General features: G+C 48.8%; 19 protein-coding genes. 15 read left to right on the top strand and 4 right to left on the bottom strand.

Annotated features, from left to right (window positions below; translation table 11 throughout):
- The first annotated feature begins 2 nt into the window (after positions 1 to 2).
- From FYJ34_RS06130 to FYJ34_RS06115, 4 genes are read left to right on the top strand one after another with little or no spacing between them, the layout of a single operon-like run.
- On the top strand, positions 3 to 2,462 hold the full coding sequence (locus FYJ34_RS06130) for a glycogen/starch/alpha-glucan phosphorylase (RefSeq protein ID WP_154477088.1): 2,460 nt from the start codon (positions 3 to 5) through the stop codon (positions 2,460 to 2,462).
- A 3-nt stretch (positions 2,463 to 2,465) separates the two neighbouring features.
- Entirely contained in the window at positions 2,466 to 3,296 is an 831-nt protein-coding gene (locus FYJ34_RS06125; RefSeq protein ID WP_154477086.1) for a hypothetical protein, read from the top strand.
- Between the two features lies 1 nt (position 3,297).
- Positions 3,298 to 3,552 carry a GIY-YIG nuclease family protein gene (locus FYJ34_RS06120; protein WP_276958866.1) on the top strand — a complete coding sequence of 85 codons (255 nt, stop codon included), beginning with the start codon at positions 3,298 to 3,300 and terminating at the stop codon, positions 3,550 to 3,552.
- A gap of 47 nt (positions 3,553 to 3,599) precedes the next feature.
- A complete protein-coding gene (locus FYJ34_RS06115) occupies positions 3,600 to 3,755 on the top strand; it encodes a hypothetical protein (RefSeq protein WP_154477084.1) in 156 nt (51 codons plus the stop codon).
- A gap of 21 nt (positions 3,756 to 3,776) precedes the next feature.
- Here the strand turns inward: FYJ34_RS06115 and rbr are convergent, their stop codons facing one another.
- The 3 genes from rbr to FYJ34_RS06100 all read right to left on the bottom strand — a co-directional run bounded on the left by rbr (position 3,777) and on the right by FYJ34_RS06100 (position 5,549).
- Positions 3,777 to 4,313 carry a rubrerythrin gene (gene rbr / locus FYJ34_RS06110; RefSeq protein WP_154477082.1) on the bottom strand — a complete coding sequence of 179 codons (537 nt, stop codon included), beginning with the start codon at positions 4,311 to 4,313 and terminating at the stop codon, positions 3,777 to 3,779.
- A gap of 134 nt (positions 4,314 to 4,447) precedes the next feature.
- Entirely contained in the window at positions 4,448 to 4,990 is a 543-nt protein-coding gene (locus tag FYJ34_RS06105; RefSeq protein WP_154477080.1) for an NADH peroxidase, read from the bottom strand.
- Positions 4,991 to 5,153: 163 nt separating this feature from the next.
- Positions 5,154 to 5,549 carry a Fur family transcriptional regulator gene (locus FYJ34_RS06100; protein WP_154477078.1) on the bottom strand — a complete coding sequence of 132 codons (396 nt, stop codon included), beginning with the start codon at positions 5,547 to 5,549 and terminating at the stop codon, positions 5,154 to 5,156.
- A 528-nt stretch (positions 5,550 to 6,077) separates the two neighbouring features.
- On the opposite strand from FYJ34_RS06100, the gene FYJ34_RS06095 reads away from it, so the two are divergent.
- A complete protein-coding gene (locus FYJ34_RS06095) occupies positions 6,078 to 6,278 on the top strand; it encodes a DUF1858 domain-containing protein (protein ID WP_154477077.1) in 201 nt (66 codons plus the stop codon).
- A 173-nt stretch (positions 6,279 to 6,451) separates the two neighbouring features.
- On the opposite strand, the gene FYJ34_RS06090 is transcribed toward FYJ34_RS06095, so the two are convergent.
- Positions 6,452 to 7,174: an adaptor protein MecA gene (locus FYJ34_RS06090; protein ID WP_154477075.1), complete on the bottom strand. Its 723-nt coding sequence runs from the start codon at positions 7,172 to 7,174 to the stop codon at positions 6,452 to 6,454.
- A gap of 187 nt (positions 7,175 to 7,361) precedes the next feature.
- Here FYJ34_RS06090 and metG point away from each other — a divergent pair, with 187 nt between their 5' ends.
- The 10 genes from metG (at position 7,362) to FYJ34_RS06040 (ending at position 24,689) form a co-directional block, all read left to right on the top strand.
- On the top strand, positions 7,362 to 9,272 hold the full coding sequence (metG, locus tag FYJ34_RS06085; RefSeq protein WP_154477073.1) for a methionine--tRNA ligase: 1,911 nt from the start codon (positions 7,362 to 7,364) through the stop codon (positions 9,270 to 9,272).
- 117 nt (positions 9,273 to 9,389) lie between these two features.
- Positions 9,390 to 10,169 (top strand): TatD family hydrolase, encoded by a 780-nt coding sequence (locus FYJ34_RS06080; protein ID WP_154477071.1) that lies wholly within the window; start codon positions 9,390 to 9,392, stop codon positions 10,167 to 10,169.
- 31 nt (positions 10,170 to 10,200) lie between these two features.
- Positions 10,201 to 11,088: a 16S rRNA (adenine(1518)-N(6)/adenine(1519)-N(6))-dimethyltransferase RsmA gene (gene rsmA, locus FYJ34_RS06075; RefSeq protein ID WP_154477070.1), complete on the top strand. Its 888-nt coding sequence runs from the start codon at positions 10,201 to 10,203 to the stop codon at positions 11,086 to 11,088.
- Positions 11,089 to 11,147: 59 nt separating this feature from the next.
- Complete coding sequence (locus FYJ34_RS06070; RefSeq protein ID WP_154477068.1) at positions 11,148 to 12,521, top strand: citrate/2-methylcitrate synthase; 1,374 nt, start codon at positions 11,148 to 11,150, stop codon at positions 12,519 to 12,521.
- A gap of 369 nt (positions 12,522 to 12,890) precedes the next feature.
- The gene (locus FYJ34_RS12700; RefSeq protein ID WP_173017065.1) at positions 12,891 to 13,103 is read left to right on the top strand and encodes a hypothetical protein; all 213 of its coding nucleotides are present in this window, start codon (positions 12,891 to 12,893) and stop codon (positions 13,101 to 13,103) included.
- The gene (locus tag FYJ34_RS06060; RefSeq protein ID WP_173017064.1) at positions 13,090 to 17,436 is read left to right on the top strand and encodes a SpaA isopeptide-forming pilin-related protein; all 4,347 of its coding nucleotides are present in this window, start codon (positions 13,090 to 13,092) and stop codon (positions 17,434 to 17,436) included. Before FYJ34_RS12700 ends, FYJ34_RS06060 begins: the two co-directional genes overlap by 14 nt.
- 52 nt (positions 17,437 to 17,488) lie before the next feature.
- Positions 17,489 to 18,334, top strand: coding sequence for a class C sortase (locus tag FYJ34_RS06055; protein WP_154477063.1), 846 nt, complete (start codon positions 17,489 to 17,491; stop codon positions 18,332 to 18,334).
- Positions 18,331 to 19,215, top strand: a complete 885-nt coding sequence (locus tag FYJ34_RS06050; RefSeq protein ID WP_206671423.1) for a class C sortase — start codon at positions 18,331 to 18,333, stop codon at positions 19,213 to 19,215. The genes FYJ34_RS06055 and FYJ34_RS06050 overlap by 4 nt, the downstream gene beginning before the upstream one ends.
- Positions 19,212 to 19,970 carry an isopeptide-forming domain-containing protein gene (locus tag FYJ34_RS06045; protein WP_154477062.1) on the top strand — a complete coding sequence of 253 codons (759 nt, stop codon included), beginning with the start codon at positions 19,212 to 19,214 and terminating at the stop codon, positions 19,968 to 19,970. The genes FYJ34_RS06050 and FYJ34_RS06045 overlap by 4 nt, the downstream gene beginning before the upstream one ends.
- Positions 19,971 to 20,297: 327 nt before the next feature.
- Positions 20,298 to 24,689: a Cna B-type domain-containing protein gene (locus tag FYJ34_RS06040; protein ID WP_154477061.1), complete on the top strand. Its 4,392-nt coding sequence runs from the start codon at positions 20,298 to 20,300 to the stop codon at positions 24,687 to 24,689.
- The last annotated feature ends 114 nt before the right edge of the window (positions 24,690 to 24,803 follow it).

Raw genomic sequence — 24,803 nt, 5'->3', positions numbered from 1 at the left:
AGATGTACAACCCTAGATTTGAAAAGGAACGATTTAAAAAAGAGGTGGAAACAGAGGTAAAAACTCTGTTCCGCCGTTCCGTTCAGGAAGCAACGCCGCAGCAGCTTTTTCAGGCGGTGTCCTATGCGGTAAAAGAAGTCATGATCGACGACTGGATCGCGACCCAGAAAACATATGAGGAACAGGATCCCAAGATCGTATATTACATGTCCATGGAATTTTTAATGGGAAGAGCTCTGGGAAACAACCTGATCAACATGACAGCATACACGGAAGTAAAAGAAGCGCTGGAAGAAATGGGGATCGATCTGAATGCTATAGAAGACGAAGAGCCGGATCCCGCACTGGGAAACGGCGGACTGGGAAGGCTGGCAGCCTGCTTTCTGGACTCCCTGGCCACGCTGGGATATGCGGCGTATGGCTGCGGGATCCGTTATCGCTATGGAATGTTCAAACAGAAGATTAAAAATGGCTACCAAGTAGAAACGCCGGACAACTGGCTCAAGGACGGCAACCCCTTTGAGCTGAGACGGCCGGAATATGCCAAAGAGGTCCGCTTTGGAGGAAATATCCGAACGGAATATGATGCGGAGGGCAAAGTACACTTTGTACAGGAAAACTTTGAGTCTGTCAAAGCGATCCCTTATGATTATCCCATTGTGGGGTATGGAAACCATGTGGTCAATACCTTACGTATCTGGGACGCAGAGCCCATCGTGGACTTTCAACTGGACTCTTTTGACAGGGGCGATTACCGCAAGGCTGTGGAGCAGGAAAATCTGGCGAGAAATATCGTGGAGGTGCTATATCCCAACGACAATCACTATGCGGGGAAGGAGCTGCGCCTGAAGCAGCAGTATTTCTTTATCTCTGCCAGCATCCAGACGGCGATCGACCGATACAAGAAAAGCCATGAACAGATCGAGAGACTGCATGAAAAGGTAACCTTCCAGATGAACGATACCCATCCGACAGTAGCGGTAGCAGAGCTGATGCGGATCCTGCTGGACGAAGAGGGGCTTGGATGGAATGAGGCATGGGAGGTGACGACGAAAACCTGTGCCTATACCAATCACACGATAATGGCGGAGGCTCTGGAAAAATGGCCCATTGATCTGTTTTCGCGTCTGCTTCCCAGGGTATATCAGATCATCCAGGAGATTGACAGGAGATTTGTGGAGCAGATCCGAAGCCAATATCCGGGAGAAGAGGAGAAAGTAAGGAAGATGGCCATCCTTCGGGACGGACAGGTAAAAATGGCGCACCTTGCCATTGTGGCAGGATATTCCGTAAACGGAGTGGCAAGGCTGCATACGGAGATCCTGAAGCAGCAGGAGCTGAAAGAATTTTATCAGATGATGCCGGAAAAATTTAATAACAAAACCAATGGGATCACCCAGAGGCGATTCTTGATGCATGGCAATTACCGGCTGGCAGACTGGGTGACAGGAAAGCTGGGAACAAAGAAGTGGATCACAGACCTGTCCAGAATGGAGAAGCTGAAGGAGCTGACGGATGATCCGAAGGCGCTGGAAGAATTTATGGCGATCAAAAGACAGAACAAGGAACGCCTGGCCGCCTATATTCTGGAACACAACCAAATAGAAGTGGATCCCCGGTCCATTTTTGATGTGCAGGTAAAGCGGCTTCATGAATATAAGCGTCAGCTTTTGAACATCTTGCATATTATGTACCTTTATAATAAAATAAAAGCACATCCGGAGCAGAGCTTTTATCCAAGGACCTTTATTTTTGGAGCGAAAGCCTCTGCCGGATATGTAAGAGCGAAGCAGATCATCAAGCTGATCAATTCCGTGGCAGAGGTGATCAACAATGACAGAAGCATCCATGGCAAGCTCAAGGTAGTGTTCATTGAGGATTACAAGGTGTCCAATGCAGAGTGGATCTTTGCGGCGGCAGATGTCAGTGAGCAAATCTCTACGGCATCCAAGGAAGCCAGCGGTACGGGAAATATGAAGTTTATGCTCAATGGAGCCGTGACGCTGGGAACCATGGACGGAGCCAATGTGGAGATCGTGGAGGAAGTGGGGCAGGAAAACGCTTTTATTTTCGGACTGACTTCGGATGAAGTGATTTCCTATGAAAACAACGGCGGCTATTGCCCGATGGATGTGTTAAAGGAAGATCCGGATCTGAAGCAGGTGGTGGATCAACTGATAGATGGAACCTATGCCAATGGAGACACACAGATGTACAGGGATCTGTACGACAGCCTGACACAGGGCAGTCAGGGTGGAAGGGCAGACATATACTTTATTTTAAAAGACTTCGACTCTTACGCAAGGGCACAGGAAAAAGTGGAGGAGGCTTACAGAGACACCAGACGGTGGGCGAAGATGGCATTGCTGAATACGGCAAGCTGCGGTAAGTTTTCTTCAGACCGGACCATTCAGGAATATGTGGATGAAATCTGGCATCTGAACAGATTAGAAAGGAGTTAAGGTATGTACTATGGAGAGGAAATGATCTTAAGGCAGATCATTATGATTTATCTGATCGTGCTTGCAGTTGTGCTGCTGGTAGGGCTGACCAGTTATATCCTAAAGGGAATAGGACTGTACACGCTGGGCAAAAGGAGAGGATTGGCAAATGCATGGCTGGCATTTATTCCTTATGGAAGGATGTATTTTCAGGGGGAATTGTGCGGAGAACAGAAAATTGGAAAAGGAACGATTAAGAATGTCGGACTCTGGATCCTGCTGGGAAATATTGCACTGGGAGTGGTGTCGGGACTGGTTCTTTTCTTTTTCTATGCAGTCAGCTTTATGAAGCTTCTGGGATCACAGGAATATTATTATGAACTGGGAGATTCGCCGCTGGTGCTGTTCCGTTTTCTGGGAGCTGTTTTGGTAGGATATTTTCTGATCATTGTGATCAACCTGGTAGGAGGAGGGCTGATCAGCGGGCTGCGCAGCCTGATGAATATCAGGATCTATGAGAGATATACCGACAGGAATTTTGCAGTGATACATGCAGTGGCCGGTCTTTTCATTCCGCTTTACGAAGCGATCTATCTGTTTTTGATCCGCAATCGTGAAGACAGGATGGGAGGAAACTTCCGGCAGGCAGGACCGGCTCCGGGAATGCAGCAGGGATTTATGCAGGGACAGTCGGCCTCCAAAACGATGCCGCAGAGCGTTGTACAGACAGGTACGGTAGCAGGAGCACCTGTTCAGGAGGGCAGACAGGAAAATTCACCGGCAGAAAGCAAGGCGGTAGAAACGGCTCCGCAGGAAGTCGAAGGACAGGCGCCACAGGAAAACCGGGGAGAGTAGTGTGAATTATACATACATGGTAAGATGCGCAGACGATACGCTGTATATTGGATGGACCAACCGTCTGGAGCAGCGGATCCAGATGCATAATGCGGGAAAAGGCGCAAAGTACACAAAAGGACGTCGCCCGGTTACATTGGTATATTATGAGATGTTTTCTTCCAGGCAGGAAGCCATGCGAGCAGAAGCGGCATGGAAAAAGCTGTCACGCAGGGAAAAAGAAGACCTGATAGGCAACGGATCTTCCGGCAGATAAGCAGGCACGAAAGACTCTTTTTGTGTGAGCAGGACGGAAAATACGAAATGGCAGACGGCGGAGTCGGAATTACGGCAGCGACCGTTACGATAACAGGGGCAGATATGGCTGATAGAAGCCGTATCTGCCCCTGTTTGGAGAAGGAATCGGTGGAAATGTCCGGGTTGCCATTGAAAAGGACCCGCCCAAACGGCAGGTCCTAAAATACTGAAACTCGTTTCTGTTTAGTAGTTTTCTACTTTTCTTTCAAAATGTGCTCTGGGGTGGTCACAGACGGGGCAGACCTGGGGTGCTTCCTCTCCTACATGGATGTATCCGCAATTGTTGCATTTCCATCCAAGAGGAGCCTCTCCTTTGAAGGTGGCGCCGTTTTCATAGCTTTCCAGAAGCTTCAAATAACGTCTTTCGTGAGCAGCCTCTACCTCTGCAACTCCCTCAAATTTCTTTGCCAGCTCTTCGAAGCCTTCTTCACGGGCTTCCTCAGCCATTTTCTTGTACATATCTGTCCACTCATAATTTTCACCGGCAGCCGCATCCTTCAGATTTTCTGCAACATCTCCGATCCCGTGAAATTCCTTGAACCACATTTTTGCATGCTCTTTTTCCTGATTTGCAGTTTCCTCGAAGATGTTTGCCATCTGAACAAATCCAGCTTTTTTAGCAGCGGAAGCATAGTAGGTATACTTGTTGCGTGCCTGGGATTCTCCTGCAAAAGCAGTCATTAAGTTTTGTTCTGTTTTAGTTCCGGTATATTTAGACATAATTTTGTTTCCTCCTATAATTTAAATGTATGATTTAGACGCATGGAATGGTAGAAGCGAAAGAACGAGCCGGTAGGCAGGTTCCACGTTGGTAAGAAAAGGGTTGCAAACAGCATGCAACCCTTTTGGTGATCTTATCCAAAGTATCTCTTCAGCAGTCCTTCAAATGCTTTTCCGTGACGTGCCTCATCTCTTGCCATTTCATGAACCGTGTCGTGGATCGCATCCAGGTTTGCAGCTTTTGCACGCTTAGCGAGATCAAATTTACCTGCTGTTGCACCATTTTCAGCATCTACACGCATTTCCAGGTTCTTCTTGGTGCTGTCTGTGAGAACTTCGCCCAGAAGCTCCGCAAATTTTGCAGCATGCTCTGCTTCTTCCCAGGCAGCTTTTTCCCAGTACAGTCCGATTTCCGGATAGCCTTCTCTATGAGCTACACGAGACATTGCCAGGTACATACCAACCTCGGAACACTCTCCTTCAAAGTTTGCTCTCAGGTCAGCCAGAATATCTTCGCTTACACCTTTTGCCACGCCTACCACGTGCTCTGCCGCCCATTCTCTGTCGCCCGTCTGCTCTTTAAACTTCTCAGCAGGCACTCCACAGACTGGACATTTCTCCGGTGCAGAATCTCCGGTGTGTACAAATCCACATACAGTACAGACAAATTTTTTCATAGTAGTTCTCTCCTTTTCTATTTGATTTGTTTTATAGCAATATCAGTAACTATTACTGATATTATACTATCATAAGAGTATCTTCCTGTCAACCAGGAACTTTCAGATTTTGAATGTGTCGTGAGAACAGTCCATAAAAGGAAACGCTCCCCAAAGAGAAGCGCTATTTTCCTTTTTTACAGTGCTCACAGATCCCATAAAAGAGTGTGTCATGAGAAACGATGTCTCCATCGAAGCAGGCGTCGGCTGATTCGTTGATATGACGGATGGACTCTTCCGGTAACATAATATCATAAACCTTGCCACAAGAGCTACATACTACGTGATAATGGGGAGTCAGATTGGCGTCAAACCGATCTCCTCCGTCGGGAGTAGAAAGCTTTCGGATCTCCCCCATATCAGCCAGCAGGTTCAGGTTTCTATAAACAGTCCCCAGACTGATGCTGGGAAATTGCTTTTTTACCTTCATATAGACCATATCGGCAGTAGGATGTTCTACGGTGCCGTCCAGATATTCTTTAATGGAAGCACGCTGTCTACTATATTTTAGAGTGGGCATAAGGACCTCCTTTCAATAATGAGAATAATTATTAAGTTTAGCCTATCTCTTTTTTCAGAAAAAGTCAATACAAATTTGAAAGAGAAAGGGCAGGAAGAAAAGAAATCCCGGAAGAAAATTTGCGAGAAAAACACCGCCTATACAAAGTGTACAAAATTGTAAAAAAAGAAAAGAAATTTCAAGAAAAGGCAGGTAAAGTTTTCCACAGATGAAAAATGGAAAAATGGCTAAAAACGGAAGTTTCCACAGACTTATCCACATTATCCACAGAAAATGAGGGGGATTTGGTGGATTACTCAAGGCAAATAAAAGAACAAGCGTTTTGTGAAGAAATAATGAAAATGATATTTTTAACAAGAAAACGGAAAAAAATATTGACAATCAAGAAATCAAATATTGGGAATAAAACAGGAGAAAATGTTTACACAATGAGAAAAAGCGATTATAATGAATACGCCCAACACATATTGTTGAAGGAAACAGGATACAGAAGAGATCCGAATTATATGAATAGAAGGAGGAATCGCTATGGCACAGGTATCAAAGGATATGACAATTGGAGAAATCCTCAGCGTAAATTACGACATCGCTCCCATCTTGATGGAGGTAGGAATGCACTGTCTGGGCTGTCCCGCATCACAGGCAGAGACGCTGGAAGAAGCAGCTATGGTGCACGGATTGGATGCAGATCTGCTGCTGGAAAAGATCAATGCGTTTTTAAATGCGTAATCGCAGATCAGCGGAAAGGAAGCTCCATACAACGGAATTTCAAAGACAGATGAAAAAAGAACCTTTTCTCCTGTGGGAGGGAAGGTTCTTTTTGTGGCGATGCCGGTATGATATTTGTAGAGATCCCGCAACAGGACCAGACGGTACAGAAAACGTTGAAGAATCGTACAAACTTACAGAGCAGACAAGGTTTTCAGTGCGTCCTTCTCCAGCATCGGTGAAAAATGTTCTGTCAAAAAAGCAAAGATAGCGCCGTTGGCACGTTCCTGGGAGCCGTATTCTGAAAGCATATTGCAGATGCGGCTAAAATCCTGATCGGAATGGGGCGCTCTGGTAAGGGAGAGAAGGTAAACACCTTCTGCTTCGTCTTTGTATAAGGTGCTGCTGCCGCGGTGCATCTGTCCGATGACCTTGGAGGCTGCAACCAGTGTCTCCATGTTGCCAAAAGAAAACAGGCGAGCGGGAAAAGAGGAAAGATCTGTTTTTTCCTCTGCTGTTACAGGCGCTTCCCCCGGATGCTTTGCAGGCGTTTCCTCTTTTTCCAGAAAACTGCTTCCATTTAGCTTGGAAAGGAAAGGAGCAGGAACTCCGTCGCCCTCCCCTCCGGGGGAAGGAGCAAATTTGGAAAACCGGGTATCCAGTTCCTCCGGATCATCCACTTTTGTAATGATCAGCACAATGGAATCTGAATTGATGGGAACTGCTTCTATCATCAAAGGGGTGTTATCGGCCTCAAAGCCAAACTCTGCGGCTGCCCGCTGCATCATGTCATGGAAAAGAGAACGTGCCTTCTCGCTTCCGTAAGCCAGTTCGCTTAAATGTAGCTGCCGGTCTGCAAGATCTGCACGGGTCAGGGTGCAGCGTATCTGATTTTCACTTAATTTTTCTATCTTCATATTCATCACTTCCTTTCGGCAAGTATAGCATAAGAAAGAAGCGGGATTCAATAAAATAAGTATAAAAAATTCGGCGGGCATTGGACTTCTGGGGTGTTTCTTGCTATAATAGGAAAAATCAGGACTCCTGTAAGCGGTGGGAAACACCGGAAAACAGGGAAAAGGAAAGTGGGAGAAGGAGAGGACTATGGCAGAGAAGTATTATATGACGACAGCGATCGCTTATACATCCGGAAAACCGCATATCGGAAATACTTACGAGATCGTGCTGGCCGATGCCATCGCGCGATATAAAAGAAGCCAGGGGTATGAGGTGTTTTTCCAGACGGGAACAGATGAGCACGGACAGAAGATAGAGCTGAAGGCGCAGGAGGCAGGGGTTACGCCCAAGGCCTACGTGGATAAAGTGGCGGAAGAAGTAAGAGCAGTGTGGGATATGATGAACACATCCTACGACAAATTTATCCGGACAACAGACGAAGAGCATGAAAAACAGGTGCAGAAGATCTTCAAAAAACTGTACGAGCAGGGAGATATCTACAAGGGCCATTATGAGGGCATGTACTGTACGCCCTGTGAGTCCTTTTTTACGGAAGCCCAGCTGAAGGACGGAAAATGTCCGGATTGTGGCGGAGAGGTGCATCCGGCAAAGGAGGAAGCGTACTTCTTCCGTATGAGTAAGTATGCGGACCGGCTGATCCACCACATAGAGACACACCCGGAATTTATCCAGCCGGTGTCCCGCAAAAATGAGATGATGAATAATTTTCTGCTGCCGGGCCTGCAGGATCTTTGTGTTTCCAGAACTTCCTTCCAGTGGGGGATCCCGGTGGACTTTGCGCCGGGGCACGTGGTGTATGTATGGCTGGATGCCCTGACCAACTATATTACCGGGATCGGCTATGATGCAGACGGAGATCATACCCAACAGTTCCGGAGGGACTGGCCGGCAGATCTGCATCTGATCGGAAAGGATATCATTCGTTTCCATACTATTTACTGGCCGATCTTCCTCATGGCGCTGGATCTGCCGCTGCCAAAGCAGGTATTCGGACATCCCTGGCTGCTGCAGGGAGACGGGAAGATGAGTAAATCCAAGGGAAATGTATTATATGCGGACCAGCTGGTAGAAGCCTTTGGCGTAGACGCTGTCCGGTATTTTGTTCTGCATGAGATGCCGTTTGATAACGATGGAGTGATCTCCTGGGAGCTGATGATCGAAAGAATCAATGCAGACCTTGCAAATACGCTGGGAAATCTGGTGAACCGAACGATCTCCATGACAAACAAGTATTTTGACGGAGTCGTGAAGGATAAACAGGCGACCGATCCGGTGGATGAAGAACTGAAGGCTGTGATTTCGGAGGCAAAGAAGAAGGTGGGAGAAAAAATGGAGGAGCTGCGGGTGGCAGACGCCATCACGGAAATTTTCCAGATTTTCAAACGCTGTAATAAATATATTGATGAGACGATGCCCTGGGTTTTGGCCAAAGAAGAGGCAAGCAGGGACAGGCTGGAAACCGTTTTGTATCGTCTGGCAGAAGGGATCAAGGAAGGAGCCGCTCTTTTGGAGCCGTTTATGCCGGAGACTTCCGAAAAGATCCGGAAGCAGATGGGGACAGACAAGGTTACAGAGCAGCCGGAGATCCTTTTTGCCAGGATCGATGCGGAAGCTTTTCTAAAGGAGCTGGAAGAAAAAGAAGCACAGCTTGCAAAAGAAAAGAAGGAGAGTGACCGGGCAGAGGAGGATGTGATCCATCAGGAGATGAAAGAAGAGATCACCTATGATCTGTTTGAGAAGCTGCAATTTCAGGTGGGAGAAGTGGTTGCCTGCGAGGAAGTGAAAAAGTCCAGAAAGTTGCTTTGTCTTCAGGTGAAAACGGGAGACCGGATCAGGCAGATCGTTTCCGGGATCAAATCCTGCTATCAACCGGAAGAGATGGTAGGAAAAAAAGTAATGGTACTGGTCAATCTGAAACCGGCGAAGCTGGCAGGACTTTTGTCAGAAGGGATGATCCTGTCGGCAGAAGACGCCAATGGAAGGCTGGCCGTGATGGTTCCGGACGAAGAGATGCCGGCAGGAGCTTCCATCTGCTAGATGCATTTGTGACAAAATAGAAAGAAGGGCGAGCCGGGTACGACTCGTCCTTTTTGGACAGAAAAGCGACTGAAACCAAGACGGCAGGATCCGGCATGTTTCAGGGAGGGAGAAACGATGATCATAGATACACATGCACATTATGATGACGAGCAATTTGACCCGGACAGGAAAGAATTGCTTTTGTCCATGGAAGCACAGGGAGTGGAAGCAATCATTAATATCGGATCGGATTATCGCTCACTGGAGCGGATCCTGAGATTAACGGAGGAATTCCCCTTTCTTTATGGAGCCATGGGAGTGCATCCGGATGCGGTAGGAGAGCTGACAGAGGAGAGATTTACAAGGCTGGAGGCTTATGTACAGCATCCCAAGGTAGTGGCTGTGGGAGAGATCGGTCTGGATTATCACTGGAATGTGGAAGGGAAGGAAACGCAGAAGCATTGGATGATCCGGCAGTTGGAACTGGCAAGGCGACAGCAGCTTCCGGTGGTGATCCACAGCAGGGATGCGGCAGCCGATACCATGGAGATCATGAAGCGGCATGGGCAGGGAATGAAAGCAGTCATCCATTGCTATTCCTACGGAAGAGAGCAGGCCGAAGAGTATGTCAGGATGGGATATCAGATCGGTATAGGAGGCGTCCTGACCTTTAAGAATGCCAGGAAACTAAAGGAAACGGCAGCGGTGATCCCTTTGGAGAGGATCTTGCTGGAAACAGATGCGCCTTACCTGGCGCCAGAGCCGTTTCGGGGGAAAAGAAATAATTCTCTTTATATTTCTTATGTGGCAGAGGCGCTTGCACAGATAAAGGGGATCTCAGCAGAAGCGGTGTTGAGGCAGACCAGGGAAAATGCCAGACAATTTTATGGAAAAATTCCCGGAAATCAGATATAATAAGTGGAAATAACAGGACAGGAGCGAAGGGATGGCAGAGCCAAGTTTAGGGAATCCGCAGAACACAATTGAAATACTGAAGAAGCACAGACTGTCGTTTAAAAAACGATACGGACAGAATTTTCTCATCGATCCACACGTACTGGATAAGATCGTAGCGGCGGCAGAGATTACGAAAGAAGATATGGTTTTGGAGATCGGCCCCGGCATCGGGACACTGACACAGTACCTGGCAAAGGCGGCCCGCAAGGTGGTGGCGGTGGAGATCGACGCCAGCCTGATCCCGGTGCTGGCAGATACCTTGCAGGAATACCCAAATGTAAAGGTGATCCATCAGGACGTGCTGAAGCTGGATCTGAAAGAACTGGTGGAGAAAGAGAATGAAGGAAGACCGGTAAAGGTAGTGGCAAATCTTCCTTATTATATTACGACTCCTATCATTATGGGTCTGTTTGAAAAAGAAGTGCCGATGGAAAGCATGACGGTGATGGTGCAAAAAGAGGTGGCAGACCGGATGAAGACGGGACCGGGAAGCAAGGAGTATGGAGCACTTTCTCTGGCAGTACAATATTATGCAAAACCGTACCTGGCAGCCAATGTACCGCCCAACTGCTTCATGCCCCGGCCAAATGTGGGATCTGCAGTAATACGGCTGACCAGACATACAGAGCCGCCGGTGGAGGTAGAGGATGAAACTCTTTTGTTTCAGATCATCCGGGCATCCTTCCATCAAAGAAGAAAGACGCTGGCAAACGGATTGAAGACGCTGAGAGAATCGGGATTTACCAAAGAGGAAATAGAAGAAGCCATTGAGAAGCTGGGAAGAGGCAGCAGCGTCAGAGGAGAAGCGCTGACACTGGAAGAATTTGCGGTTCTGGCCAATGAATTGAGCAGAAAGCAGGAAACAAGGAGGATGTAGGATAGAGACAGGCAAGCAGAAAATGCAGACGGAGCAGTACACAGACAAGGAGGTGCCCTATGGGAAATCGAGAGAATTACGCAGTATTTGAAGTGACACCGGAAATCGAAGCATATGCAAAGCTTTGTGAGGAAAACAATGCCATCGATAAAGAACTTTACACCCGCTATGAGGTAAAGAGAGGACTGCGAGACCTGAACGGGAAGGGAGTCCTGGCAGGACTGACCAATATTTCCGACGTCTGTGCCAAAAAGATCATTGACGGAGAGGAAGTTCCCTGCGAGGGAAATCTGTATTACCGGGGATATAACATCAAGGATCTGGTAAAAGGATTTCTGGAGGCAGATCATTTTGGGTTTGAAGAAACGGCATACTTGCTTTTGTTTGGGGAGCTGCCCGGTAGCAGTCAGCTAAAAGCCTTTGAAGAGGTACTGGCAGAGCGCAGGACGCTGCCGCCCACCTTTGTACGGGATGTGATCATGAAGGCGCCCAGCAGAGATATGATGAACAGTCTGTCCCGGTCCATTTTGAATTTATACAGCTACGATTCCAAGGCGGACGATACCTCGATCCCTAATGTGCTGCGGCAGTGTCTGAATCTGATCAGTCAATTTCCCATGCTGATGCTGTACGGATATCATGCCTATAATTACAGAAGAGGAGAAGACCTTTTTATCTATGCACCTTCAAAAGAGCTTTCCACAGCGGAAAATATCCTGATGATGCTCCGGGAAAACCGGACCTATTCCAAGCTGGAAGCAAGGATCCTGGATATGGCGCTGGTCCTGCATATGGATCACGGCGGAGGAAACAACTCCACCTTCACGACCCATGTGGTTACCTCTTCGGGGACAGATACCTATTCCACCATGGCGGCAGCCATGGCATCTTTAAAAGGCCCCAAGCATGGCGGTGCCAATATTAAGGTGACCCAGATGTTTGAGGATATGAAAAACAGCCTGAAGGACTGGACGGACAAAGAGGCAGTGGAAAACTATCTGGAGGATCTGCTGGACAAAAAAGCATTTGATCAGAAAGGGCTGATCTATGGAATGGGACACGCCGTTTATTCTGTGTCCGATCCAAGAGCGGAGATCTTTAAGCAGTTTGTCAAGCAGCTGGCGGCAGAAAAGGGATATGAGAAGGAATATGCACTCTATGAGATGGTGGAACACATGGCGCCGGAGGTGATTGCAAGAAAGAGAAAGATCTATAAAGGCGTAAATGCCAATGTGGACTTTTACAGCGGGCTGGTGTATGGCATGTTGGATCTTCCGGCATCCCTTTACACACCGATTTTTGCGACGGCAAGGATCGTAGGCTGGAGCGCCCACAGGCTGGAAGAGCTGAAAAATGTGGATAAGATCATACGTCCGGCATATAAGCCTCTGACGCCGTATAAGGCATATATCCCCATGGGAGACAGAGGATAGAAGACAGAAAAGCCCACAGGTATTTGGAAGCTGTGAGGACTGACGGCAGACAGAAGGGCTTGCTAAAAAATAGAACAGAGAAAAAAGCAACGACACTGCTTCTTTTCACGACAGGATTGTCCAAAGTGAAAAGAAACAGTGTTTTGTTGTCTTACGGGAAACAGGAGGCAGGCAGATGGTGGGAACAGTGGAACTTTTGTGGGGAAAATCCTGCAAAACGATACGAAATGCAAGACGCAAACGAAGATATTCCTATCTTTGAGATAGGAAATTGCACAAAAGTAGAAAAAATTTATATGATTGAGGAAAATCCCCGGAAATTGCAAGGAGAAATGAAATTATTCTTGCAATTTCCGGGGGGGGGTATAATTGGAGCACGAAAGAGGGAGAGTAGAACAAACAGACAGATATAAAAAGAAGTTTATTCTGAAAATAGAAAAAAGGGGGGGTGAGAAAAAGGATGAAAAAAATCAGGCGGATAGGAACACTAGCGCTGGTTTTGCTGATTTGTTTGCTGCAGGTATTCCTGTCATTTGCGGAAGAATCGCCACAAACAGCGGAAAAGCAAATGGAAACGACTGAGGATGGAGGAATATCGCGAGAGGACGAAGAAGCGGGGAAGATAGAGGAGAATTTGGATACAGAATGGAACGCCCGGGCATTTTCCATAGAAGAGGAAGGTGTGGCAGTTATGCTCCGAGCAGGGGCAGGCAGTCAGGTCACCCCTCCGACCACTGTGGCGGCGTCTGATATCGCACCGGCCAATTATTTGCAGATCATCGAAAACATGCCGGGCGCCAGGGCACAGATCATTGGAACAGGAAGCTCTGTTTCCGATCGGGCCTCGCTGGCCGCCTCTGCAGCAAGTGACGGAGGAGCCTTGTGGAACGGAGACTGGAGCGTTGCCTCCCGAAACAGATTTTCCAATATGGCGGCGGGAGGAAGAGTGGAAGCAGTCCGGTTTCAGGGTTCTCATACAGTATACACCTACAATCATAGTACAGATTCACAGGCCGGATGGAACTCGGCAGATAAGTCCTTAAACACCACGCAGATGTGGGTGGATGTGAAGTATACAAACGCGGCCTACTATAACGGAGAAGTGGTAGATGCTGTTGCTAGGATCAAGGTGACACCTATGAAAAACAGGACGCCGGGAGCCAGCTGGAATATGCGTGATTATGGCAACAATACCTACTACCCTATTCTTCAGATCAGCCATAGCCTATATCATGGCTGGTGCTGGCAGAATGTGCTGGAGATCAATGTAGACCTGAAGTTTTACAGTAAATCGGGAAGCCAGATCCAGTTTCCCAGTGGAGTATTCGGAGATGAGACAGCAGCCTATTACACCATCAATTCTCTGAATGAAGCGAGGATACAAGACGATGAGCAGCCTTATCCTGCAGCATACGGACCGGAGTATGTATTTCCGCAGCCGGGAACAGTGTCGGGCGTTTACACGGTCCCAAACTGCCATATAGAAACGTATTATGACGGCGATACCTCGACTGGCAGACAATATGCGTATAACGGAGGCTCTGTTTACTGGGACGGGGACAATCCGACACATCCGAACTGGTCGCTGAATTCTGTGATGTTTACGACTGCGCAGACAGATCATCTAAACTTTACCATGGGAAATCTCTCCAGAAACCCGGCGGGATCTTCTGCGGTAAAACGAACCAATTTTGTATGGACCTCTATCAGCACACAGTCGTTTAGCAACTATTCGGTCATGTACAAGGATTTTCAGGTAAACAAAACCTGGAGTGATCCTTCGGAGGAGCATGAGGAGCTCATCGTCGATTTGTATCGGAGGTATAAAGTAAACGGTGCGCAGAAAGAAGAGCTGGTAAGAACCATCCACATCGATGGAGAAAGCGGATGGAGCGGTGGATTTTACAGAGTTCCTGATGAATTGTCCATGCGAAAACTTTTGGCGAAACGTCTGGGGGTTTCAGAATCCTCCATTACGGGAGTGGAATACCAGATCAAGGAAAGGGAAGTGCCGGGCTATGAGGCTTCTGTCAGCAAGCAGGGAACCACCTTTTCTATCCACAACAGAAAAGTCAAAACGGGGCTTCGGATCGTAAAGAAATGGTACCGGGCGGATCAGACGGTTTTTCAGCCCACATTCCAGCAGCCGGTCAAAGTGACGCTAAAACGAAAGCGATCTGATCAGACAGTCGATGCCGGCTTTTCCCGGGAAATATTCCTCAGAGCGGGAGAGGGGTGGCAGAAGGATGTGTCAGACCTGGAGATCCGGGATTCAAACGGAGGAGCATATACCTACCTGATAGAGGAGGATGTGGGCAGCCTGTTGCAGGGATATGTGCTGAAGGAATATGAAAAAAATAATATTCAGCTTGCCGATGATCCGGAGCAAAATCAGTTGGTGGTTGCAAATAAGGAAGTTCGGATGGATCTTCCGGTAGCGAAAATCTGGCAGGACGGCGAAGAGAATCATACCGCAGACCGGGTCACGATAAAACTGAAGAAAAATGGAACGCTTACCGGTCAGACCGTTCTGCTCCACGCGGGAAACAACTGGAGCAGCCGATTTACAGGGCTTCCGAGAACGGACGACACCGGCACTCCGATTTCCTACACGGTGGAAGAGGTACAGATCGCAGGATATATTTCCAAGGTCGAGCAGCTCCAGCAGGGAGGGCAGACTGCCTTTCGGATTACCAACACGCCCAAGACCTATCCCCTGGTGCTGAAGAAGACGGATCAGACAGATCCGGGGAAAAAGCTGCAGGGTGCCGTGTTTTCCCTGTACCAGAACGGACAGATCATTCCGGTGTATAAGGAACCGGACCTGTCGGGGAACCCGCAGGAGACCGTTACGACAGGAGAAAACGGAAGCGTCACGGCTTATGGAATCCGCCCGGGGCGCTATACCCTAAAGGAAGTAACGGCCCCTTCCGGTTATTATCTGTTGACAGATGTGTTTCAGATAGAAGTCACAGAGGAAGGAAAGATACGACTTGTGGGCCAGACAGCAACCCATCCGTTCATTGAACTCATTACAGATACGCCGGGAGCTGGAGTGGGAGTAGCCGTAAAAAACAGTCCGCTGTATGAGTTGCCTAGCTCGGGGGGAATCGGGACGATGTACTTTACGGGAGCAGGAGGTCTGCTGATGGGGATGGCAGCCCTATGGATGTGGATCCGAAAGAAAAAAGAAAAAGAAGATAAAACAGAGAGGTACAAAGAAAGGAGAGAAAAGATGAAGGTGGTTAAAAAAGTCATTTCCATGATGATGGCCATTGTACTGGTGGGAGGAATGCTGTTTTCAGGCAAAGCCCAGGCAGCAGAGCCGACAGACAAGGCGAACCTGGAGGTACAGGGATTGACGGGCAATCCAAAGGTTACGTTTTATCAGATCGCAAGCGGAGTATACAGCGGAGGCTCCTTTGTAAAATGGGAGTTTGCGGACAATGCCACGATTGCAGATCTGACGAAACCCAAATCTCAGGAAATCGTAAACATTGCCCAGAAGATCGGGGACGGAACCATCACGCCGAAGGCAACCAAGGTAGTGCAGGCAACGTCTGCTACCGTAACGCAGGAGGTGGAAGGCGCCGGGATCTGGATCGCGCTGATTACAGGAGCGGAAGACGGAACGGTATACAATCCTATCCTTCTGGCAGCCTCCTATAACGGAGAAGGCGTTTTACAAAACGGAAGCTATGACGCTACCCAGAATTATCTGTATGGACAGACGGGAGTAGCAAAGTCATCGAAACCTACAATTGACAAAAAGGCTTCCGGCGGAGTCGAAGATGACGGAAAGCAGACCGGATCCATCGGAAAAGAGCTGACATACACGTTGACGCCTACTCTGCCCAGCTATCCGGAGAACGCAAAAAACAAGACCTTTTTTGTGGCGGACCGCTTGAGTAAAGGCCTGACCTTTGACTATGAAAGTCTGACGATTACCTGGAAGGGAGAAACGATCACCAACCAGAACGGTACTTTTACCAACCAGGCGGGCGTTGTGATCGCGAAAGCAGCGCAAAAGACAGAGATAGACGGAAGAACAGGATTCAACCTGAACTTTGATTATGACAAGCTGATGGGAGCGGCGCCGGTGATCACCTACAAGGCAGTGATCAATAAGGATGCTGTGGTGGGATCTACAGGAAATACCAACACGGTGGAGCTGATCTACGCAAATGATCCCACAAAGGGACAGACTCACGATACGCCGGAGGATAAACCCGGCACAGATGAGGCCAGTGGAAACACGAAAAAAGACAAGGAAGAAAAAGTTTACACCTATCAGCTGGCATTTAAAAAGACAGACGACAGCACACAGGCAAAGCCTCTGAAGGATGCAGTCTTTGGTATTTATCTGGATAACAAGGCAACCAAGCTGGTAGATATCGTGAAAACGAACGAAAAGGGAATTGCCCTTTCTACCCATGTAGGAAAGGGAACCTACTACATCAAGGAGATCACGGCACCTACGGGATATTCTCTGAATGAGACGATTTATGAAGTAGAAGCAAGCTGGGCAACGGCAACGACTACCAGCTCCGTTCAATCCACCAAGGTGGATTACACCACCAATTCCGGCGAAGCAATGGATAAGACACAGGTCGGCTGGATCAAGGCAGGCGTCTTTTATGAGATAAGTCAGTTTACAGAGGAGACGGCAGCGACGGCAGGAGCCAAGGCGGCGTATGTAAAAGCCTCTACTACCACAGAAAACAGTGTAGCTCTGACAGAGAGCAATCCGGCAGGATCCGGAACAGTGCTTTTGGCAGAAACCATTAAAAACACCAAGCTGAATGCGCTCCCGTCTACCGGAGGGATGGGAACCTATCTCTTTACCGCGCTGGGCGTGATCGTAATGACTCTGGCAGCCATCCTGTTTTTCAAAAGACAGAAAAAGAATGGATAGAGTATGTATGGAACCGGCTTTTGCCGGTTTCCTGCAATAGTGGGAGTGTCCTATGAGGAAGAAGACAAATCTACCATTGCTGCTGATATTCCTGATAGGATTGGGAATTCTTCTGTATCCGACAGTCAGTGACCGGTGGAACAGCTATCGTGCAAAAAAACTGGAGCAGACATATCGGAAGGCGGTCCAAAAGGAAGCAAAAGAAGATACTGCCCGTATGCTGCAGGCAGCAGAGGCCTATAACGGGCAGCTTCAAAAAGAAAAAGTTCCGGATGCCTTCTCTGTCAGGGAGGGGATCCGGGATGAAGCGTATGAAGCCCTGCTGAACCTTACGGGAGACGGGATCATGGGATTTGTGGAGATCCCGGATATTTCCATCAGCATCCCTATTTATCATTACACCACCAAAGAGGTTTTGGAAAAAGGCGCCGGTCATCTGTTTGTGAGCTCGCTTCCCGTGGGAGGCAGCAGCACTCATACTGTGATCTCGGCGCACCGGGGACTGCCCAGTGCCAAATTGTTTACGGATCTGCCCTTACTGAAAACAGGGGATGTGTTTTACTTTCATATATTGGACAGAACACTGGCTTACAAAATCGACCAGATCCAAACGGTGGCTCCGGAACAGGTAAGTTCTCTGAGAATACAGGAAGGGGAAGATCTGGCAACTCTGGTGACCTGTACGCCTTACGGAGTGAACACCCGGCGATTGTTGGTGAGAGGACACCGGGTTCCGTTCCGGGAAAAGGAATACGAGAGCGATCGGGCAAAAGAAGGCCGGAAAGATCCGAATCTGCTGTTGGGTCAGATTCTTAGTGCTCTGGGAGGACTACTTTTGGCCGGCATCCTGGTGGGAGGCTGGAATTATAGAAAACAGCGGAAGCAGAAAAAGAAATGATGAAAAAAAGAAAAGATGATCCGGGAGGGAAAAGAAAACGGTTTGGTGTGGTGGAAGCGGGAATCCTGCTGCTATTTCTCGTCGGACTGGGAATCCTTACCTATCCGGTCATCAGCGACCAGTGGAACCGCTACAGAAATAGCAGACTGATCGATACCTATTCCCGGAAAATAGAGGCGCAGCCAAGGCGGGTCTTGGAAGACAGCTGGCAGGAGGCGGTGGAATACAATCGACAGCACAAGCAGAATGTAGTCTACGATGTCTTTGAAAAAGACACGGAAGAATACATTAAAAGCCACCCTTACGATGAACTTCTGGATCCTCTGAAAAACGGGGTGATGGGATATCTGGTCATCCCTAAAATCAACCTGCGTCTGGCCATCTATCATGGCACAGGAAAGGAGGCGCTGGATCAGGGCTGCGGGCATATCCGCGGAACCAGTCTTCCGGTGGGAGGAAAGGGAAGTCATACGGTATTATCGGCGCACCGGGGACTGCCCAGCGCCAAGCTGTTTACCGATCTGGATCAGATGAAAAAGAAGGATGTTTTTTATATCCATACCCTGGATCGGGTACTGGCTTATCAGGTGGATCAGATTCAGGTAGTCCTGCCGGAAGAAACCGAGGCCTTAAAATTACAGGAGAAGGAAGATCGGGCAACGCTTCTTACCTGTACACCTTATAGTATCAATACACACCGATTACTGGTACAGGGACATCGGATTCCCTATAAAGAACCAGAAAAAGAAGAAGCCCTGTCGATTTTACATGATAGAAAGCTGTTCCTGCTGGCCGGAGGGTTGGGAGTGTTTCTGCTTCTGGCGGCGGGACTGGGGAAAAGGAAAAAACACCGTGACAGCAGAAAGGAAACGGGATCATGAGGAAAGAAAGAACCTGCTGGAGAAAACGAATCCGGTATGCAATGCTGGCGGCCTGTATAGGAGCCGCCCTGTTCCAGATACAAGGAACGGCGGAAGAGGGAAGAGAAAAGGACAGGGTGCCACCACTGGAACAAGGGGCAGAGTGTTCCCTTCGGATCCAGTTGCATTATCAGGACAGGACGGGGCAAACGCTGCCGATCCCGGGAGCCAGGATCCATCTGTATCAGGTGGCTGATCTGACAGTGGAAGGAGGAAGTGCGGTGTACTCCCTGACGCCTTCTTTTCAAGACAGTCAGGTAGTATTTGCCGGTATGACAACGGAAGAATCCATAGAAGCGGCAAAGCGTTTGGAACGGAGCGCACAGAAAAATCAGGCAGGGTTGCAGGCAGGGATTAGCGATGAAGCCGGACAGGTTTTGTTCCGACAGCTAAAGCCGGGCATGTATCTGGCGGTGCAGGAGCAGACGGTAGACGTGGGAGAAGACCGTGTTCGGATGGGCGCCAGCCTGTGGTCGGTTCCGCTGGCGGAGTATCAGGAGGAAGCAGGAAAGAATCAGTGGAAGATGGATGTGGTAACGCAGCCCAAGGTCACAGAGACAACGCCGGCGCCTAAGCCGGAGAAGCCCAAAGGAAAGAGGCAGCCAAAAACAGGAGACAAAGCTGACGGTTGGATCTGGGTCGGAACAGGAAGCCTGGCGGCGGGGGTATGGTGCCTAAGGAAACGCATGGAAAAGAGACGGAGGCTGCAAGGCTAAGAAGGAACCGAACGAGGGAAGAAAAAACAAAATATAAGAAAAAAGAGACGGATATTTTTCCCGGCAGACCAGAAGCTTTCGGAAAATCGTCCGTCTCTTTTTGCGCTGCTTTCTTCGTAAGCCCTTTGTGAGTTTTTTGTGACGGAGTTTCTCTGCTTTTTTTTGGCTTTTTTGCACAGAATAAAAAATATCCAGAAAAAATAGTTTGAGAGAAAAACTAATTAAAATACATCAAAAACAAACCCATTTATTAGATAGCCTTTTGGAGAAGTATAAGATATAATAGGATCGGAGAATTATCACAATAAAAAAAGGAGAATTTAGGGGATGAAAAAAGGTTTTCAACTAGGGTTGATGCTGCTTCTGCTCCTGCTTCCCGCACAGGCGGTGCAGGCAGGGAATGTAAGCAGTGAAAGTGAACTGCGGGCAGGATTGGGGAATAATCCCGTAGTTACGACAGACATCACTATTACGCAGCCTCTCATTTTTGAGAGTGGGAGTACGGTGATCGATTTGAAGGGGCATACCCTGACGCTGGGAAACAACATAGAAGAGATGTTCCAGATACGGGGAGAGAATGTGTCGGTGATTATCCGGAACGGAACGCTGGACGGAGCGGAAAAAGGACGGCTGCTTAAGATCCTGGGAGCAGAGGTAAGTCTGGAGCAGGTGACTGTCAAAAACGGTTCGACGGACACTTTCCAGAAAAAACTGGATGAATCGGGAGTCAACAAACAAAGCTATCAGGGCGGGGCTATCTATCTGGAGCAGGAAGGAAAGCTGTCCCTGCTGGATACGGTTTTCCGTGACAATTATGCGAAAAAAGCGACGCCTGCAGTGGAGCATCCCAACGATCCGGCGCTCGCCGCCCATGGCGGAGCTATCTACTGCGGAGGCAAATCGATCATTTCGATGAGAGGCGGAGCATTTTACGACAATTACAGCGGGACAACGGAGACAAAGAGAGGGACTACAGGAGAGGGCGGCGCCATCAAGTTGGAAGGAGGTTCTCTGCTGTACATCAACTCCGACGGGGCAGAAGACCGGACCATCTTTGATGGCAATCACAATTATGTTACAGCCTCCAACGTAGGCGGATACCAGGGCGGCGCCATCGAGGCAACGAACAGTATCATAAGGGCTTATAATGTAGACTTTGTGGTAAAGGGCGGCTTTGATACCGGAGGCGCTATCAAATTTGAAAAGTCCGGACAGAAACTGGATCATAACGTCATAAAAGATTCTACCTTCAAGCTGGTGGGAGGACAGCTTCCTACGAAGCCGGAAGCGTCAACATACTTCGGAACGTCGGGCGGCGCCATCATGTCGGAGAACTCCTACCTGACGGTGACAAATACAACGTTTACCATGGAGAAAGCAGCAGAGGACTCGAAATATCCCGAAGTTGCCTTTGCAGGCGGATTTATCGATGTGGTGGGCGGCGGAGAACTGAATCTGTATGATTCCAGCCTGACAGGAAACGGAGCATCTTGGAATGCAGCCTGGAAATATAAATCAGCCAAGTACGGCGGAGCGATCGCATTTGAAAACGGGGCTTCGGCAAAGGCACATATCAAAGGGACGACTCTGAAAAATTTCATGGTGGATCATACGGGAGGAATCATCTCCGTAGGACACAGAAACGGAGCGACCAAGGAATATGGAAACACAACGGTAGATCTTCGGATAGAGAATTCTACCCTGCAGAACGCCCATGCATATACATATAATGCAGCATCGGCAGGCGCAGGACTCTATATCGCTCCGGGCTCTAACGTGGTAGTAGCAGGCGGAACGATCGAGTACATGACCGCCAACTATGGAGCGGCCGTTTACAATAAGGGAAATCTTACGTTCGAGAACCATGCGCAGGTAAAAAACAACACCACCACCCAGATGGGGGCAGGAGTGATGAACGACGGATACCTGAACGTTCACAGCGCTGTGTTTGGGAACAACGTAAAGAGTAAAGATGCTTTTTTTAATAGCGGCAACCATCAATTTAAGGCAGAACACAGCGGGGACAATATCTACGCCAAGCAGGATGTGATCGTGGGAACGGACGCTTCCTTTGACGGCAACGACGTGAGGGTGTTTGACAAGACATCCGCCATCCTATTAAGCGGACCCAGAAATTCCGTGATCAATGTTTCCATCAGCGAAGCGCCAAATGCAGCGAATGATCAGGTGTTTCAGGAGGACTTTGCGGAAACCGCCAACCGATACGTAGGCTATCTGGTAGGAAAAGGGGTGACGGACGCAGACCTGAAGGCAGCCTATACGCCGGCGGGAACCGCAGCGGGCTACACGCCGACACCGGAGGACGCCAAAAAGCTTCATTATGTGTCCCGGACGGTAGAGGCAAGTAAGATCGCAACGGTAGAGGATCATACAAGCCCGGCGCTGTGGGACTACGTGTATGATCCGGAGGCTTCCACCATCGTGCTGGGACAGAGAGCCAAAATGATCTACCACAGCAACCATTCCTCTGCGACGATGGAAGGGGGAACGGCAGATACAGACCCGGCAGGACAGAAGCTGGAGCAGGTGTACACCTTTTACAAATCCGGCGACGGAGCGCCGAAGGTATCCCTGAACAACGCGGCGGCGACAGAGTTGACTGCAACGGAGGTGATCCCGTCCCTTACTGTGGCAAATGAAAGCTATGGATTCCGTGGATGGTATAAAGGGGCATGGAAAGAGAAACCAATCTATAATGAGGAACAAAAAACACCGCAGGACAGTGAGAAGTACGACTTTGCAAAGGCTACCTTTACGGGCACCTGGCACAAGGATACAAACACACAGATCACAGATATCCTGAGCGTGGAAGAAAAGAATACCCTTCACACCTACGCTGTCTATCAGCAGGGGCGGATCACCGTGCGGGTAAAAAAGGCATGGAACGCTTCTGATAAAGAGGATGTGACCTTTGTTCTGAAAGGTGGAGAAAAAGAAATAGAGAAGACCCTTCCAAAAGATTCAGCCGTAGATTACGTGGAATTCCAGGATCTGAAAATGGTAGATCAGGAAGGAAATCCGCTGTTTGACAAGTATACTGTTGAAGAAAAGGGAACGAAAGACGGAAAAGTAACACTGGGAAATCATACTTATGCAGTCGCAGTGGCCTACGAAAATGATACGATGGCGGAGGCAGAGAAAGAGCCTCAGACGAAGTATTATACGATTACCAACACACAGCTGACAGATGTGCAGGTAACAAAAGAATGGCAAGGCGGTGCGACCCAGCCAACAGAAAAAGTGGAAGCGGAGCTGTACAAGAGCGTGGGAGGCGGACAGCCGACACTGGTAAAAACAGAAGAGCTGACGGCCGCCGGAGGCTGGAAAAAGGTGTTTGCAGACTTGCCGGTAACAGAAGAAGCTGGCGGACAAACCAAGCCCATCGTCTACTCGGTGAAAGAAAAAGGAATGACGGACAATGGGACGGTCCAGTTGGAAGGAAAGAAGTATCAGGTAACCATTAGCGGAAGCCAGGAGAACGGATTTACCATTTCCAACCGACAGTATACGGACATGGGAGTGCTGACACCGGGGACGACGCAGCTGAAGGTGTCCAAGACCTGGGCCGGAGAAGTGACAGAGACAGAGGTACAGGTACAGCTGTATAAAAACGGAGAGCCGGAAGGAAGCGCCGTTGCCTTGAATGAGGAAAATGGCTGGACACATACCTTTGAACAGCTTCCGGTGGTAGACACCATCCAGCAGGCACAGGGAAATGTGTATGAGATAAAAGAAGTAGGGGAAGCAGACGGTATTATTACCCTGAATGGACACAGCTATTCGGTAAAGATGACACAGCCTTCCGCTAAGGAGGTAGTCATTACCAATACCTATATGCCTAAAAAGCAGATAAAAGTCACAAAAGAGTGGGCAGGAGAAAAGACCATACCGGCGGCTGCCGTCTATGTGCAGCTTTACCGGACGGTGGATGGCACAGAAAGCCAGGTAGAAAATGGAATGAAAGAACTGACGGCGGCAGATGGCTGGACCTATACCTTTGAGAATCTTCCGGGGGTACAGAAAGAGGGAGATACCTTAAAGCCCATCACCTATTCCGTGCGGGAAGTGCAGGAAAAAGATGGAAGGATCCAGCTGGACGGCAGAAAGTATGAGGTCCGTGTAACCGGCGACGAAGCCAATGGCTTTGTGATAACCAATAAGCAGTACACCGATATGGGCACATTGATCCCGGGAACCACCACCATGAAGGTTTCCAAGATCTGGAAAGGAACTGCCGGGGCAAAAGAGATTACTGTGCAGCTTCTGAAAAATGGAGAGGCATTTGGGAAGGCCGTGGCCCTAAACGAAACAGGAAACTGGAGTCACACCTTTACGGATCTTCCGGTGGTAGACAAGATCGACCAAAAGGAGCCCAATCGATACACCGTGCAGGAAGTGGGAGAGAAGGACGGCATGCTGGTGATAAATGACCGCAAGTATACCGTAAGCTATGACACAAAAGAGACGGAAACGGTGATCACGAACACCGAGATCCGGGAAGAACCACCGAAGCCGGATCATGTAACGCCTGGAGATAACGGAACACCTGAAAGCAAAAAGGGGAAGACCGTGCAGGAAAGCAGGAAGAAAGCACCAAAAACCGCAGACGCAGGATCGCTGGCGGGATATACGTTGGCACTGCTCCTGTCAGCAGGTGGAATTCTGCAGGTGGCAAAAAAGAGAACGGAAAAGAGATAAACCAGAAAGAGCTCTCTCGGAGGCATCTGTGAGAGCTCGAAAAAGAATAGAAGCAGACAGCGAAAACCCGTTAACCTTTCGGCTAACGGGTTTCGTTGTCGTTATAGTTATCTA

This window comes from Suipraeoptans intestinalis (assembly GCF_009696485.1).
In the GTDB taxonomy this organism is placed as follows: Bacteria; Bacillota; Clostridia; order Lachnospirales; family Lachnospiraceae; genus Suipraeoptans; species Suipraeoptans intestinalis.
The sequence above is the reverse complement of the archived record's forward strand: the minus strand, read 5'-3'. Positions and strand labels throughout refer to the sequence as shown.